Source organism: Paraburkholderia sp. J67 (assembly GCF_905220265.1).
Classification (GTDB): Bacteria; Pseudomonadota; Gammaproteobacteria; order Burkholderiales; family Burkholderiaceae; genus Paraburkholderia.
The window spans coordinates 102,389-117,598 of record NZ_CAJMZK010000017.1 but is presented as its reverse complement, the minus strand read 5'-3'; the positions used below and the strand labels follow the sequence as shown (position 1 = coordinate 117,598).

Sequence of the window (15,210 nt, the reverse complement as noted above, 5' to 3'; positions counted from 1 at the left end):
AGGCGAATCCCTACGCGCGATCGTGCCGCCCGAAGCGAAACAAGCCAATAAAGCCAGAGAAAAGGCAAAGCGCGCCGAAGCCGGAACGCTTTGCAAACAAGACACACACACGAGAACCGGGCACGGGCGAGGCCGTGCGTCGGCCCTGTCCAGCTTGCTTCTTATTCCACCGTTTCGGCCTGACGCAGGCGCGGCAGCAGGCGGTCGAACTCGCGGCGTACGAGCCCGTAGCACTCGCAGGCACGCGCTTCGAGGCCTTCGCGGTCGAGCACGCGGATGCGGCCGCGGCTGTGGTGGATCAAACCTTCGTCATGCAGCTTGCCCGCTGCCTCGGTGATGCCTTCGCGGCGCACGCCGAGCATATCGGCGATGAGCTGCTGAGTGACCGTGAGGTCATTCGAGGCCACACGATCCACTTCGATCAGCAGCCAGCGGCACAACTGCTTGCTGAGCGAGTGATGGCGGTTGCAGGCGGCGGTTTGCGCCACCTGCGTGAGCAGGGCGTGCATGTAGAGCAGCATCAGGCGGCGCAGGAAGTCCGAGCGGGCGAACTGCTGCTTAAGGCTTTGCGCGCTCATGCGATAGGCGAAACCTGCGCACTGCACCTGTACGCGGTTCGGCATGGTTTCGCCGCCTGTCAGCACGGGCACGCCGGTCATGCCTTCACGGCCCACGGCGGCGATTTCCACGGAGCTGCCGTCTTCCATCGTCGAAAGCATCGAGATGATGGCGGTGGTCGGAAAGTAGACGTGATGGATGCGCTGGCCGGAATCGCAGAGGAGTTGTTCGGTGCGCAGGTGGACGAGTTCGAGATGCGGTGCGAGTGCTTGCCATTCGTGCGACGGCAGGGCTCCGAGCAAATGATTGCCGTGCAGATCCGATTGAAGGGTCAACATGATTTGGTCCTCGTGTGAAGGCGCTTGCGCTGCCTTCTGTCTTGTCATTCCGGTCGCCGAATCGGTTGTTGTTTGCCGCTTCCCGTAGCGGCTGTTCGTTCGTCGTGCCGGCCCCATAGTCCCGAGTGCGTTCGCCGTATTGATTGTTTGCGTCACGCCTGTGTGGCGCTTCTCACTAAGCAGGGTGTGTGCCAGTGAGGCGCAAACCAAGCTGGCATGGGGCTTTGGGCGCGTTACGGCCGCAGCGCGCGCGAGCAACCCCGGCTTTTTGTTTCAAATCTGCACGACGCGCGCGCGGGGGGAAGCAATGGGCTGAGCAATTTATATTCGACTAAGTATTTGATTTTTATGGGGTAAATACCGCTCTGGCAGGGTCTCTCGAAAATGACTCCAGGCTGAAACACCCTACGTGGCAACACGTCACGGAGTGGCCTGAGCATGCCGGAATGCGTTCGAATTTGATGCACTGCTGCTGCGGTGCGGCCGGTCTGCCGGGAAACGTTCTCCTGTGAAACATGCCGCGTTACGGCGCGTCACGTTACGTGGCCCGACGCACGAATCGGACGTGTCGGACGGCGTTTGCGTATGCACGCGCACCCACCATGCGTAACGGATGTCGCCGCCAGGGGGTTGCCTGCGCAACGATTGGCCTTGCGACCCGTTCCTGCGGTTTGTCGAGCCATGGCGTGAGCATATTCAAACCTCGTGATGTGCCGCCGTGCGGCAGCGCTCGGTCAGTGTGGGTAGGCGAACAGATTCGCCTTGTCGGCTTTGCTCCAATGGAGTCTGAAAACGAGGGGCCGCGCGTGCGCATCGCCTGGCGTAGCGGGCGATAGCCGGCCGCAGCCGGCGATTGAAGACCGCGCCAGCCCCGGACCAGACATCTGAACGGGGAGCGTCGCGCCTATGAACCAGGTCGTCACACCGGCCGGCTTGATCGCCGCAGCCAACGAACCCGAAGTCGCGCTTGTCGTGCAGCCCGTGGTGCTGGCGGGTGGCTCGGGCACGCGGCTGTGGCCGCTATCGCGCGAGCACTGCCCGAAACAGTTGATCGACCTGCTCGACGGCGAGTCGTTGCTCGAAGCCACCGTGCGCCGTCTCGACGGCGTTTTTGCCAGCGACAGCGCCCTTGGCGGCGCCCGGGATCGCGTGCGCAAGGCTGCGCCGCTCGTTGTGAGCAGCGAAGATTTGCGCCACATGACCACCGACCGGCTCGGCCGCAGCGGTAAGGCCGCGCGCGTCGTGTTCGAACCGATCGCTCGTAACACCGCGCCCGCGCTGACCGTGGCGGCGCTCGCGGCCCAGGCCGAGCACGGCGCGTCTTCGACCATCGACGCCGCGCAAACCGACAGCGATCCGATCCTGATCGTGATGCCCGCCGACCACCTGATCGCCGATCGCATGGCGTTCGCCGCCGCGCTCGAAGACGCCGTGAGCTATGCCGCGCGCGGTGCGATCGTGACACTCGGCGTGCCGCCGCAGCGCGCGGAAACCGGCTATGGCTACATCGGCGCCGGCGCCACGCTTGGCGCGAGTGGCGCGCGCACGATCGAGCGCTTCGTCGAGAAACCCGATGCCGAACTCGCCGAGCGCTATGTCGCCTCGGGCGATTACTGGTGGAACAGCGGCATCTTCATCGTGCGCGCCTCGGTGTGGCTCGCCGCCATCGCGCGCTGCCGTCCCGCCATCGCCACGTATTGCGCGCAGGCGTTCGAGCTGGCGCGCGTCGATGCGGACGGCGCGGTTCATCTCGACGCGACGGCGCTAGGCGCGTGCCCGTCGGATTCGATCGACTACGCGGTGATGGAGTCGATCGGCGCCGATGCGCGTCTGTCGGGTGTGGTCGTGCCGCTCGTCGCGGGCTGGTCGGATGTCGGCGCGTGGGATGCCGTCTGGCAGGTTTCGGAAAAGGACGCGCGCGGCAACGTCGCGCGCGGGCGCGTGCTGTTCGAGGATTCGACCGAGAGCTTCGCGCATTCGGATGGGCGGCTCGTGGCCTGCGTCGGGGTGCATAACGTGGTGGTGGTGGAGACGGCGGACGCCGTGCTGGTCGCCGCCAAGGATCGCGTGCAGGACGTCAAGGCGATTGTCGGCAGGCTCAAGGCGCAGCGCGGCGAGGAGGCGCAGCACCATCGCCGCGTCGAGCGTCCGTGGGGCTGCTACGACTCGGTGGATCGCGGCGAGCGCTTTCAGGTCAAGCGCATCGTCGTGAAGCCGGGCGGCGTGCTCTCGTTACAGATGCATCATCACCGCGCCGAACACTGGGTGGTCGTGCGCGGCACCGCGCGCGTCACGCGCGGAGACGAAGTCTTTCTGATTTCGGAAAACGAATCGACTTACATCCCGCTTGGCGTGAAGCATCGCCTGGAAAATCCGGGCAAGACACCGCTCGAGATCATCGAGGTGCAGTCGGGCGGCTATCTCGGCGAAGACGACATCGTGCGCTTCGACGACCAGTACGGACGTGCGCAGTAAGGGGAACACCCGGCGCCACGCTGACAGGACCGATTAGCGTGGCGCTGCTGCATATGCACACGACTGCATATGCACACAAAAACAATCGTCAGGACTACACAAGTAAGCGTGTTATTCATACAAATTACTTACGAAATGGCAACGAAAAACTTAAAAGAACGAACTACGGGTAACTGAAGGGCCAATTCACGAAGAACTTGTACGGGCTGGGTATTTGTCACGCGAAATTTGCGTCAGGAGATATCCTGGCTTACGTTTTATGCAATACGCATGGCAACGTACGCATGAGTTCGACGAAGCACGAGGCCCACGCATTAACCGGCAAACAGGGCGTTTAACGCCGTATCGGGGGGGAGGGGTCATGGAACTGGGGAACAACAAGGAACGCTCACTCGTGAGCAAGGTCATGGATGGCCTGATTTCGGGCATCGTCGAAGAACGCTATGGCGCGATCCTGCCTCCGCAGGACGTGTTGTCGAAGGAGTTCGATGTGAGCCGCACGGTCATGCGCGAAGCGCTGTCCATGCTGCTCGCGCGCCATATGCTCGATGTGCGGCCGAAGATCGGCACGCGCATCCGGCCGATGCGCGACTGGCGCATGATCGACGAGGATGTCGTGAGCTGGCGATTTCGCGCCAAGCCCGACAAGACCTTTTTGCGCGATGTCATCGAATTTCGCACGCTGATCGAGCCGGCCGCCTGTGCGCTGGCCGCGGAGCGCGCGGGCGCGGCGGATATCGCCGGCATCCGCGACGCGTTCGAGGCGCTGCACCAGACGAGTCCGGGCGACACGGGCTGCCAGGCCGCCGACGCGCTGCTGCACACGCGCATTCTCGCGGCGAGCGGCAATCAGTTCTATCAGCAGATGGCGGCGATCATTCGCGGCGCGCTTACGATCGTCAATCCGATCCTGAGCCAGCGACCGGACGGCTGGAGCAACGTCGTCGCTGCGCACGGGCGGGTGGTCGATGCCATCGAGCGCCGCTCGCCGCAGGACGCCCAGGCCGCTGCGGCGGCGATGATCGCCTACAGCGCCGACGAGCTCAATCGCGCGTTCGCAGCCGAGACCGCCGTGTAAGGTCCGACGCGCACGTCTGCCAACGTCGCGCAGCAGCTTGCGCGTTGTTGCACACGTTTTCCGCGCGCGTCCTCACCCGCTAGCCGCGGGCGCCGTTGATCGGGCGCACGCGGCGTTGGCATGGGCATTTGCGTTCAGGTACGCGAGCCAGTATCGTGCGTCTCTTTGCCTCGGCGCGTCGTGCGCGACGGGGTACGGCACAAAGAGAGCGACGAGAGACATGGGCGATATCAGGACGATTCGTTGGGGCATCGTGGGCGCGGGCCGCATCGCGCGGCGCTTTGCGCAGGGCGTGGCGCACGTCGAGGGCGCGCGCGTGGACGCGGTCTGGTCGCGTCGCGCCGAACCAGCCGAAGCGCTGGCGCAGGAATTCGGCGCGCTCGCCTGCACGAGCTTCGAGGCGCTGCTCGAGAGCGGCATCGACGCCGTCTATATCGCGACGATGCAGGACAGCCACGCGCACTACGCCATTGCCGCCTTGCAGGCGGGCCTGCCCGTGCTCTGCGAGAAGCCTGCGACGGTCAATGCCGCGCAGCTCGAGCGTGTGCTCCAGGCCGCGCGCGGCGCGCAGCGCCTCTTCATGGAGGCGATGAAGCCGCCGTTCTATCCGCTCTATCGCGCCTTGCGCGCGCATCTGGAAGCCGACCCGATCGGCCCCATTGGCCTCGTGCGCGCGGGCTGCTCGGTCGCCAATGTGCCGGCCGGTCATCCTTCGTTTTCGTTCGAGCATGCGGGTGGGGCGCTGCTCGACATCGGCGTCTACGAGATGTTTCTGGCGGTGGACTGGCTCGGCGCGCCGCGCGAGGTGCAGACGGTCGGTCGGTTGGGTGCAACGGGCGTGGACACGTTTGCGAGCCTCAACTGCCAGCATGAACAGGGGATCGCGCAACTCTTCTGCGGGCTGGATCTGCACGGCTTTGGCGATGCGCTGCTGGCGGGGCCGCGCGGCAACGTGACGATCCACGCGAACTGGTGGAACCCGGTGCGCGCGACCATTCGCTATCTCGACGGCCGCACGGTCGAACTCGACGAGCCTTTCGAGGGCGGTGGCCTCAACTACGAGACCGCGCACTTCTGCGAGCTGCTGCGCGCCGGTGCGCTGGAAAGCCCGGTGATGCCGCACGAGACGTCGCGGCGCATGATCGCGATGGCCGACGACGCGCGTGCGGCGCTGGGCTTGCGTTTCGACTGCGAGTGAGCGTTGCGGATGAAGCGGGGGCGCGGCGGCTCGTTGAACCGCCGCGTTCAGACGGTGGCGATCAGCAGGCGCTCAGTGGCGCGCGGGTAGCGCGAGGCGTTTCTCGTACCAGTGCTGGATCCATTCGAGCACCTGGCACAGCACCCAATAGATTGCGGCCGCCGCGAGGTAAAGCGGCAGCGGCTGATAGGTCGAGGCGATGATCTCCTGGGCGCTGCGCAGCAGCTCCGTCACGGTGATCACCGACACCAGCGACGTATCCTTGATCAGGCTGATCAGGCTGTTCGACAGGCTCGGCACGGCGATGCGCAGCGCCTGTGGGGCGATCACGTAACGCAGCGTCTGGCGTCGCGACAGCCCCAGGCTATAGGCCGCGAGCCACTGGCCGCGATGAATGCCGAGAATCGCACCCCGCATGCTCTCGGACAGATAGGCCGCGACGTTGGCCGATAGCGCGATCACGCCGGCGGGTGTGGGATCGAGCGAGATGCCGATGCTCGGCAGGCCGTAATAGATCACGAAGATCTGCACCAGCAGCGGCGTGCCGCGCATGAGGCTCACGTACACGCGCGCGATGAACACGAGCGCACGGTTCGAGCTGATGCCCATGAGCGCCAGCACGGCGCCGCCGATGAGCCCGAAGATCATCGACAGGACAGCGAACTTGACCGTGAGCACCGCGCCCTGCGCGAGCACCGGCAGCGACTGGAGGATGAGCGTGGAGATGGGCATGGGGAACGCGCAAAAAAAGGCTTCTCGCAAGCCTGGCCTGGAAAAACCGCGGGGCGGCATCCTGCGCTCTGGCAGGATGCGCGCCCCGCGCCTGTCATGTCACGCGACGGCCCGTACGGGCTGCGCGACCCTGAACCTTACTTCGTGACCGGCTTGGTCACGTCGATGCCGAACCACTTGTCCGAAATCTTCGTGAAGGTGCCGTCGGCTTCGAGCTGGGCCATCGCATCGTCGATCGCCTTGGCGAACTTCGGATTGCCCTTCTTGAACGGGATACCCGACGGGTTGCCGTCACCCACCAGCGCGCCCGCGCGCAGCGGCAGCTGCGAGTTCTTCATCAGGTAGGCGAGCATCAGGCGGTCGTTGAGCGCCGCGTCGAGACGCCCGGCGGCCAGGTCGCGCAGATACTCGGGCGCGCCCGGGTAGGTCTTCACGTCGATGCCGGGGACGGCCTTGGCCATGTCCATGTAGTTGGTGCCGAGCGCGACGCCGAGCTTCTTGCCCTTGAGGTCGTCGAGCGACTTGAACTGGCGCGTGTCGTCCTTGCGCTCGATGAGCTGCGCGGCCGAGTACGTGTAGGCCGGCGAGAAGTCGAGCACGGCCTTGCGCTGATCGGTGATGCCCACCTGGTTGGCGATCACGTCGAACTTGCCGGCTTGCAGGCCCGCGATGATGCCGCTCCATTCAGTCGTGACGAACTCGGGCTTCACGCCGAGCTTCGCGGCGACAGCCTTGGCAATATCGACGTCGAAGCCGACCAGATCGCCGTTGGGCGCCTTCGAATTGAACGGCGGGAAGGTGCCCTCGAGACCGATGCGCAGCGTGCCGCGCGCCTTGACCTGGTCGAGCAGGTCTTCGGCGTGGGCGCTGGCCGCCACGAGCGACGAGCCCACCAGCGCGAGCGCGAAGAGTTTCTTGAGCAAGGCGAATTTCATTGTTGTCCTCTTGTTTTACTGCGATGTTGCTGCGTTTTTGTCATGTCGGGCGGCGCATCCCGCGAGGCGGTTCCGATGCGCCGCACATGGCCTGAAACTATAGCCTCAGGCGCGGCCCGAGGCCAGCGCGCGCGCGCACTCGGCGACCAGCGCCGGGCCGCGGTAGATGAAGCCCGTATAGACCTGCACGAGCGCCGCGCCCGCGGCGATCTTCGCGCGTGCATCCTCGCCCGAGAAAATGCCGCCCACGCCGATGATCGGCACCTGCTCGCCGAGTTCGGCGCGCAGCTTGCGGATCACCTCGTTCGAGGCGTCGAACACGGGGCGCCCCGACAGGCCGCCGGTTTCGTTCGCGTTCGGCAGGCCTTCCACGGCGGCGCGCGAGAGCGTCGTGTTGGTGGCGATCACGCCTTCGATCTTGTGGCGCAGCAGCGTGTCGGCGATTTCCTTGACCTGTTCGTCGTCGAGATCGGGGGCGATCTTGAGCGCGAGCGGCACGAGCTTGCCGTGCATGTCGGCCAGACGCTGCTGCTTGTCCTTGAGCGCCGCGAGCAGGGCGTCGAGTTCGCCGCCGCCTTGCAGCTGACGCAGATTCTTCGTGTTCGGCGACGAGATGTTGATCGTCACGTAGCTCGCGAACGGGTAGACGCGTTCGAGGCAGAAGAGGTAGTCCTCGGCGGCGCGCTCGATCGGTGTATCGGCGTTCTTGCCGATGTTCAGCCCCAGAATGCCGCGATAACGCGCGGCCTGCACGTTCTTCACGAACTGCTCGACGCCGTGGTTATTGAAACCCATCCGGTTGATGATGCCGCCCGCCTGCGGCAGACGGAAAATGCGCGGACGCGGATTGCCCGGCTGCGGGCGCGGCGTGACCGTGCCGACCTCGATGAAGCCGAAGCCCAGCGCGGCGAACCCGTCGATGGCGGCGCCTTCCTTGTCGAGGCCCGCGGCGAGGCCCACCGGATTGCGGAACGTCAGGCCCATGACGGTGCGCGGCGCATCGGGCACGCGCGGCGCGAGCAGGCCGGCCATGCCGGTGCGGCCCGCAGCGCCGATCATGCGCAGGGAGAGGTGGTGGGCGTCTTCGGCGTCCATGCGAAAGAGCTGGTCGCGGACGAACGGATAAAGGGTGCTGAACACGGGAGGAAGGCGCGGGCGCCGGAAAAATGAGAACCCGCTATTTTAACGACAAAGCCGCGCGCACTGGCGGCTGGGCTGGAAAGCGCGGTATGCGGGCCGTCTTGCCGCTATGCGGGCCGTCGCCAGACGCGATCGGGCGTCACGCTTGTTCGACAGGATCGAGTGCGCGCCAGACGCCGTCGAACAGGCCTTCGAGCGGCTGGAAGCGCGCCTTGTAGGCCATCTTCGGGCTCTCGCGGATCCAGTAGCCGAGATAGACATAGGGCAGTTGCAGGCTGCGCGCCTGCTCGATCTGCCAGAGGATGTTGTAGGTGCCGTAGCTCGCGTGCGGCGCGTCGGGCTCGAAGAAGGTGTAGACCGAGGACAACCCGTCGCCGAGGATGTCGATCATGCTGACCATGCGCAGGATGCCCGGTGCGTCGGGATGCTGCGGATCGGGCTCGCGGAATTCCACCAGGCGCGAATTGATGCGGCTTTGCAGCAGGAACTGTTCGTACTGGTCGCGGCTGTCGCGATCCATGCCGCCGCCCGCGTGGCGCGCCGACTGATAGCGCATGTAGAGCGCGTAATGCGCTTCGTCGTAGTGCAGTGGCGCGACGGTGGCGACCAACTCGCCATGATGCTTCCAGGTGCGCCGCTGGGTGCGATTGGGCGTGAAGTGATCGACCGGCACGCGCACCGGCACGCAGGCGCGGCAGCCGTCGCAATAGGGGCGATAGGTGAAGACGCCCGAGCGACGAAAGCCCGCTTTCACGAGATCGGTATAGACGTCGGAATTGATGAGGTGACTGGGCGTGGCCACCTGCGAGCGCGCGATGCGCCCCTCCAGATAGCTGCAGGGGTAGGGCGCTGTTGCATAGAATTGCAGCGCGGAAAGCGGTGAAAGCGGCAGCTCGTTTGGATGAGTCACGTTGGCAGCTCTCGTAGCAGTTCGGAACGTCGCGGAAGGTCGCGGCATGTCGCTCGACTTCGCGCGACGTGATCGGCACCATCGGCGCGACGCCGCAAGCTGACAAGTCCGGGATCGACCGACGGGGGAGCAAAACGTCGCGAACCGCGCAACGCCATGTCTCGATTTGCCGTCTCGGTTTGCAGTGGATGCGACGTGTTCTGACTGCATACTAACATCGACGCCTGGCCTGCATCTATTGAAAAACGCTGCGTGGCGCACGCGTGGTGAGGATTGGCGCGGTTTGGGGCGTGGTTCTGGGCGCAACGCCGGCGGCGTGCCAGGCGCGCTTCAGACGGTGGGCGCGACGGGGTGTTCGGTGTGGCTCTGGCCGTGGCCGAGCCAATCTGCCAGCACGGTCTTGTCGAAGCGCCAGGCGATCGCGGGCGCGCCGACCGTGGCGCGCAAGTGGGCGACGAAGGCCTTGCGCGCGATTTCGCGCCCGCCGAGCGACGCCAGATGCGCGGTGTTCTGCTGGCAGTCGATCAGCGCGACGCCGTGACGGCGCAGATGCGCGACCAGCGCCGACAACGCGATCTTCGAGGCGTCCGTGACCTCGGCGAACATCGATTCGCCGAAGAACATCGTGCCGAGCGAGACACCATAGAGCCCGCCCACGCGCTGCCCTTCGTACCAGGCTTCGATGCTGTGCGCGTCGCCGATGCGATGCAGGCTCGCGTAGGCGTCGATCACATCGGCGGTGATCCAGGTGCCGCGTTGACCGCGTCGCGGCGCATTGGCGCAGGCGCGCATCACGGCGGCGAAATCGTCGTCGACGCGGATTTCCCACGCGGGATCGCGCAGCACGCGCTTGAGGGTTTTCTTGAGCGACGGCGAGACCTTGAACTCGTCCGGGCGCAGGATCATGCGCGGATCGGGGCTCCACCAAAGCACGGGCTGGCCGTCCGAATACCACGGAAAAATGCCGTGCCGATAGGCGTCGATCAGGCGTGAGGGGAGTAGATCGGCGCTGGCGGCAAGCAGGCCCGGCGCACCGCTCGACGCGCCGAGGGCGCGCTCGACCGGCGGAAACGGGGCGTCGGGCGAAAGCCAGGGCACCATCGCCGCAGACGCTCAGCCGTCGCGCAGCGGGCGCAGAACGTCGCCGGTGTGCAGGCCAAAGCTGCCCGACTGGCGATCGGCGAAGAAAAAGCGCAGGGTCTGGCCGACCGTGGGGAACGCGATGTCGTCCCACGGAATCTCGTGCTCCTCGAACAGGCGCACTTCGAGGCTCTCTTCGCCGGCTTCGACGTCGAGGTCGAGCAGGCGCGCGAGATAGAAGAGATGGACCTGATGCACGCGCGGCACGTTGAGCAGCGAAAACAGGCTCTGCACCTCGACACGCGCGCCGGCTTCTTCCAGCGTCTCGCGCGAAGCGGCTTCAGAGGTGGTTTCGCCCATCTCCATGAAACCCGCGGGCAGCGTCCAGTAGCCGTAGCGCGGCTCGATCGCGCGGCGGCACAGCAGCACCTTGTCTTCCCAGACCGGCACGGTGCCGACCACGTTGCGCGGATTCTGATAGTGGATGGTGCCGCAGTGCGCGCAGACGTAGCGTTCGCGGTTGTCACCGGGCGGCACGAGCAGGCTGACCGCCTGACCGCAAGTCGAGCAGAATTTCATGGGCACGATAGGGGGATGGGTGATGCGAGTGTATCACCGCAGCGCGCAATGACGGGAGCTTGACCCGGAGCGGGGCCATAAGCGGATCGGCATGAAGGTGCCGTTGCCGACATCGCAGCGAAATCGACGCGCGATGGGCATGTAGGCGTCGCGCTTTTCATCCACTACGCGCTTTTCTGGCGCCGGAAAACAAAAAAGGGTTACACGCCGATGCGTTGTAACCCTTGATTGCTTCTGACCGAACTACATACAGCTATTGGTTGCGGGGACAGGATTTGAACCTGTGACCTTCGGGTTATGAGCCCGACGAGCTGCCAGACTGCTCCACCCCGCGTCCGTCAGAGAGAAAGATTATAGGGTAGTTCCTGGGTTCGCGCAAGCGCTATATGACGAATGTGTTTCTGACCGCTTGCAGAAGCCTTTACGCGAGATTGCAGGGGCGTTGCAGATCGATTCCAGAACGCCAGGCTAGAATCGGGGCCGAGTCTTTTCTTACCGCCCCCTTCCTCAGCGTATCCACGCATTCCACGCACTGACGCCCCTATGGACATCGCCCACGACCTGCAAACGATCGCCGCGCAAGAGCACGCCCTGGTGTTTCCCCGTTTCGACGCCGAGCGCGCCTGGCAGCTCGGCGCCTTCCTGCGCGAGCTGGCGCTCGCGCGCTCGCATGCCGTCGCCATCGACGTGCGCACATTCGGGTTGCCGCTGTTCTTCTGCGCGCTGCCGGGCGCGACGCCCGATAACGTCTCGTGGGTGCAGCGCAAGTCGCGCGTGGTCGAGCATTTTCGCCGCAGCTCCTATGCGATCGGGCTGCGTTTGCAGCAGACGGGCACCACGCTCGCGGATAAACACGGCTTGGCGGCCTCCGACTACGCGACCCACGGCGGGGCGTTTCCGCTCGCCGTCCAGGGCGTGGGGGTGATCGGTTCGGTGACGGTCTCCGGTCTGCCGCAGCGTCTCGATCACGAACTCGTCGTCGAGGGGCTGTGCGCGCAGCTTGGCGCCGACTACAGCCAGCTCGCGCTCGCCAGGGTCTGACGCGATGCGAATGTCACCCTGGCTTCTGCTCGCCATCGCCATCGTCGCCGAGGTCATCGCCACCTCCGCGCTGCGCGCCTCCAATGGCTTCTCGCGGCTCGTGCCGTCGGCGATCGTCATCGCCGGTTACGGCGTGTCGTTCTATTGTCTGTCACTCACGCTCAAGACCTTGCCGGTGGGGATTGTCTACGCGGTGTGGTCGGGCGTGGGCATCGTGCTCATCACGCTGGTCGCGATGACGCTCTACAAGCAGATCCCCGATCTGCCCGCGATGCTCGGCCTCGGGCTCATCGTGGCCGGCGTGCTCGTGCTCAATCTGTTCTCGAAGATGCAGGCGCACTGAAAGCATTGCGCGCCCGGGCGACGTTCAGCGCTCGGGCGGCACGATACGGATGCCGCAGCCCGCGACGGTCTCGCGGCTGCGCTTACCTTCGGGCGTGGCCGCGTCTTCCCACAGGCTGATCGCGCGCGCGATGTCGATGCCTTGCTCCTGCGCGTAGCGGAACCAACGGTTCGCCGCTTGCGGCTCGGGGATTTCGCGATCGGTGTCGTAGTAACGACCACTCAACGGTGCATCCATCAGTTTCTGCGCTGGCCTGAATGGGGTGCCGGAAATGAAAGGGCGATGCAGGTTTCGAGCGGTGCGGCGTGCGCCGCTGCCATTCGCTTCGGACAAGCGCCAGTGTCGCAGATCCTGCGCGTCGGGCGATGCAGAATGCACATCTTGCGGCCCGGTGCGCGCCGCTGCGGGTAACATGGTGCGCGGTGCCGACGCCGCTTTTCGCCCGCTTCTTTTTCCATCTATGGCGCGGTTTTTCCTCTGCTGATTTTCACTACGGGGCTGGACATGGATATCCGGTTTCCTTCCGAAGCGCCATCCTGGCACGACTCCAATCTCACCGTGGTCTTTGCTGCGCTGGTCGATGGCGCGCGCGTACCGTGCGCGATTTCCGTCGAGGCGCTCGAAGACCATTTCGGTGCGCAGCCTGAGGGCCGCGAGGCCTGGATGCAGGCTTTCGACGCGGGTCGCCCGCGCATCGAGGCCGTCGCGCGCGCCCATCTCGAACTGAGCAACGGCACGCCCGTGCTGCTCAAGAGCGGTCATTTCCCGCCCGGTCATCTGTTGTCCTGAGCCGTTTTGAACGTGCGTCGGCTGCGCTGGTACGCCTACGTACGCAACCCTACGCGTACGCCCGAAGGCAATCGAGGCCATGAGCACCGTCGAACCGAACGCCCAGCGAGCCGCTGCCTTGCGCGCACGCATACTCGACGCCGCGCGCCGTATCGTCATGCGCGAGGGGATCGACGCGCTCTCGATGCGCAAGATTGCCGACGCCATCGGTTATTCGGCCGCGTCGCTCTATTCGCACTTCGAAGGCCGCGACGCGATTGCCCGCGCGCTGGGTCATGAGGGATTCGCGCAATTACTGGCGCGGCTCGAACCTTGCTGCGGGATCGTCGAGCCGCGCGAGCGCCTGTATGCGCTCGCGCATGCTTACGTGGCATTCGGTTATGCGCACGCCGAGACGTATCGGCTGATGTTCTTGCCGCCGCGCGAACCGCTTCATGCGCGAGAAAGGGAAAGGGCGGAAGAGGCTGCGACGCCCGCGCCCGCCGCCGATGCGGACCTCGATAGCGAAACCGCAGCGATCGCAGCGCTGTTTGCCGAAGCGCTCGCGCCGGTCTGTGCCGATCCGGTGCTGCTTGCCCGCGCGCTATGGGCGCTCTTGCACGGCCTCGTTTGCTTCTCGTTTCTGGGCCCGGCATTTGCGCCCGAGGCGGCGCGCCTGCCGACGATCGACGCCGCGCTCGATCGTTGGCTCGATGGTCAGTTCGATGATCGGCGCGGGCCCACCGCAGCGCAGAACACGCCGGCCGACACGACGTGATAGCCTCGTGAGTCAGGCTCAGGCGCACCCGCGCCGTTTCGTCGTGCGCCTTTTCATCGTGCTTTCATCCCGCTGACCGATCGCCATGTCACAGGAAGCCACCCACACTCCGTCTTCCGCCGATGCCGCCGAGCACGTACTCACGCACGTGACCAACCGCATCGGCTTCATCGAACTCGCGCGGCAGCAGGCGCTCAACGCGCTCTCGACCGCGATGGTCCGCGCGATGCAGGCTGCGCTCGACGCCTGGCGCGACGATCCTGACGTGCTGGCCGTGCTCGTGCATACGCGTCATCCACGCGCGTTTTGCGCGGGCGGCGATATCCGCTTTCTCTATGAGTCGCATCGCAGCGGCGATCAGGCCGCCATCGACACGTTCTTTACCGAGGAATATCGCCTCAATCATGCGATCTTCAGTTATCCGAAACCCTATATCGCGCTGCTCAACGGCGTCGTGATGGGGGGCGGTATGGGCATTTCGCAGGGCGCCCATCGCACGGGCGGCCTGCGCGTCGTCGACGGCACGACACGCATGGCGATGCCCGAGACGCGCATCGGCCTTTTTCCCGATGTCGGCATGGGCTGGTTTCTCGCGCGCACGCCCGGTGCGCTCGGCCGCTATCTTGCGGTGAGCGGCGAGACCCTCGATGCCGATAGCGCGCTCTATGCGGGGCTTGCCGATGTTTTCATCGATGGCAGCACGCGGCCGGCGCTGCTCGATGCGTTGCAGAGCGAGGCATTCTCGTCGGGCGAGGACGTCGTCGGGCGTATTCGCCGCGCGGGCGCCGCGCAAGCGTCGACGCACGTGACGGACGGTGCTGCGGATTCGGCGCTGGCGCTTGCCCGTGTGTGGATCGACCGGCATTTCTCGTGGCCGACCGTCGCGCAGATCCTCGCATCGCTCGACGCCGCGCAGCGCGAAGCGAGAGGCCCCGAAAGCGAATGGGCCGAGCAGATGGTGGGCGTGTTGCGTGAGCGCTCGCCCTTATCGATGGCGGTGTCGCTCGACGTGGTGTCGCGCGCGGAAGGGTCGATGGCCGACGTGCTGCGGCGCGATCTCGACCTGACGCGTTCGAGCTTCGCGCAAGGCGACGTCGTGGAGGGCATTCGCGCGCGCATCATCGACAAGGACAATCATCCGCATTGGCGCTTCGCGCACATCGAGGACGTACCGGCCGCCGACGTGGAGGCGATGTTCGCGAGCCCGTGGAGTGTGACGGAGCACCCGCTGCGGGCGCTGCCGGATTAAGGAGGGGG

General features: G+C 65.5%; 16 protein-coding genes and 1 tRNA gene. 8 read left to right on the top strand and 9 right to left on the bottom strand.

All coding sequences use genetic code 11. From position 1 onward, the window contains the following. Positions 1–161: 161 nt before the first annotated feature. Positions 162–896, bottom strand: a complete 735-nt coding sequence (locus tag U5782_RS26535; protein WP_103705863.1) for a Crp/Fnr family transcriptional regulator — start codon at positions 894–896, stop codon at positions 162–164. A 906-nt stretch (positions 897–1,802) separates the two neighbouring features. Between U5782_RS26535 and U5782_RS26530 the strand changes: the two genes are divergently transcribed. The 3 genes from U5782_RS26530 to U5782_RS26520 all read left to right on the top strand — a co-directional run bounded on the left by U5782_RS26530 (position 1,803) and on the right by U5782_RS26520 (position 5,647). Next, positions 1,803–3,371 (top strand): mannose-1-phosphate guanylyltransferase/mannose-6-phosphate isomerase, encoded by a 1,569-nt coding sequence (locus tag U5782_RS26530; RefSeq protein WP_322046865.1) that lies wholly within the window; start codon positions 1,803–1,805, stop codon positions 3,369–3,371. Between the two features lie 367 nt (positions 3,372–3,738). After that, on the top strand, positions 3,739–4,449 hold the full coding sequence (locus U5782_RS26525; protein WP_415914414.1) for a FadR/GntR family transcriptional regulator: 711 nt from the start codon (positions 3,739–3,741) through the stop codon (positions 4,447–4,449). A gap of 220 nt (positions 4,450–4,669) precedes the next feature. Further along, the gene (locus U5782_RS26520) at positions 4,670–5,647 is read left to right on the top strand and encodes a Gfo/Idh/MocA family oxidoreductase (protein WP_322046863.1); all 978 of its coding nucleotides are present in this window, start codon (positions 4,670–4,672) and stop codon (positions 5,645–5,647) included. A 72-nt stretch (positions 5,648–5,719) separates the two neighbouring features. On the opposite strand, the gene U5782_RS26515 is transcribed toward U5782_RS26520, so the two are convergent. From U5782_RS26515 to U5782_RS26485, 7 genes are all read right to left on the bottom strand, one after another. Next, positions 5,720–6,379, bottom strand: coding sequence for an amino acid ABC transporter permease (locus U5782_RS26515; RefSeq protein WP_322046862.1), 660 nt, complete (start codon positions 6,377–6,379; stop codon positions 5,720–5,722). Positions 6,380–6,516: 137 nt separating this feature from the next. After that, entirely contained in the window at positions 6,517–7,314 is a 798-nt protein-coding gene (locus U5782_RS26510; protein ID WP_322046861.1) for a transporter substrate-binding domain-containing protein, read from the bottom strand. A 105-nt stretch (positions 7,315–7,419) separates the two neighbouring features. After that, positions 7,420–8,454, bottom strand: a complete 1,035-nt coding sequence (locus U5782_RS26505) for a quinone-dependent dihydroorotate dehydrogenase (RefSeq protein WP_322046860.1) — start codon at positions 8,452–8,454, stop codon at positions 7,420–7,422. Between the two features lie 139 nt (positions 8,455–8,593). Continuing rightward, positions 8,594–9,364: an arginyltransferase gene (locus tag U5782_RS26500; protein WP_322046859.1), complete on the bottom strand. Its 771-nt coding sequence runs from the start codon at positions 9,362–9,364 to the stop codon at positions 8,594–8,596. A 330-nt stretch (positions 9,365–9,694) separates the two neighbouring features. Then, positions 9,695–10,465: a leucyl/phenylalanyl-tRNA--protein transferase gene (gene aat, locus U5782_RS26495; protein ID WP_322046858.1), complete on the bottom strand. Its 771-nt coding sequence runs from the start codon at positions 10,463–10,465 to the stop codon at positions 9,695–9,697. A gap of 12 nt (positions 10,466–10,477) precedes the next feature. After that, positions 10,478–11,023 carry an NUDIX hydrolase gene (locus U5782_RS26490; protein ID WP_322046857.1) on the bottom strand — a complete coding sequence of 182 codons (546 nt, stop codon included), beginning with the start codon at positions 11,021–11,023 and terminating at the stop codon, positions 10,478–10,480. Between the two features lie 257 nt (positions 11,024–11,280). Continuing rightward, positions 11,281–11,357: transfer RNA gene (locus U5782_RS26485), tRNA-Met, on the bottom strand. 209 nt (positions 11,358–11,566) lie between these two features. On the opposite strand from U5782_RS26485, the gene U5782_RS26480 reads away from it, so the two are divergent. Both U5782_RS26480 and U5782_RS26475 read left to right on the top strand, forming a co-directional pair. Next, positions 11,567–12,064 carry a heme-degrading domain-containing protein gene (locus U5782_RS26480; protein ID WP_322046856.1) on the top strand — a complete coding sequence of 166 codons (498 nt, stop codon included), beginning with the start codon at positions 11,567–11,569 and terminating at the stop codon, positions 12,062–12,064. A 10-nt stretch (positions 12,065–12,074) separates the two neighbouring features. Continuing rightward, positions 12,075–12,407, top strand: coding sequence for a DMT family transporter (locus tag U5782_RS26475; protein WP_415914410.1), 333 nt, complete (start codon positions 12,075–12,077; stop codon positions 12,405–12,407). A gap of 24 nt (positions 12,408–12,431) precedes the next feature. Here the strand turns inward: U5782_RS26475 and U5782_RS26470 are convergent, their stop codons facing one another. Next, entirely contained in the window at positions 12,432–12,644 is a 213-nt protein-coding gene (locus tag U5782_RS26470; RefSeq protein WP_322046854.1) for a hypothetical protein, read from the bottom strand. Positions 12,645–12,911: 267 nt separating this feature from the next. Here U5782_RS26470 and U5782_RS26465 point away from each other — a divergent pair, with 267 nt between their 5' ends. From U5782_RS26465 to U5782_RS26455, 3 genes are all read left to right on the top strand, one after another. Further along, the gene (locus tag U5782_RS26465; protein ID WP_322046853.1) at positions 12,912–13,196 is read left to right on the top strand and encodes a DUF1488 domain-containing protein; all 285 of its coding nucleotides are present in this window, start codon (positions 12,912–12,914) and stop codon (positions 13,194–13,196) included. A gap of 79 nt (positions 13,197–13,275) precedes the next feature. Further along, on the top strand, positions 13,276–13,953 hold the full coding sequence (locus U5782_RS26460; protein WP_322046852.1) for a helix-turn-helix domain-containing protein: 678 nt from the start codon (positions 13,276–13,278) through the stop codon (positions 13,951–13,953). Between the two features lie 85 nt (positions 13,954–14,038). Then, positions 14,039–15,202, top strand: coding sequence for an enoyl-CoA hydratase/isomerase family protein (locus tag U5782_RS26455; protein WP_322046851.1), 1,164 nt, complete (start codon positions 14,039–14,041; stop codon positions 15,200–15,202). The last annotated feature ends 8 nt before the right edge of the window (positions 15,203–15,210 follow it).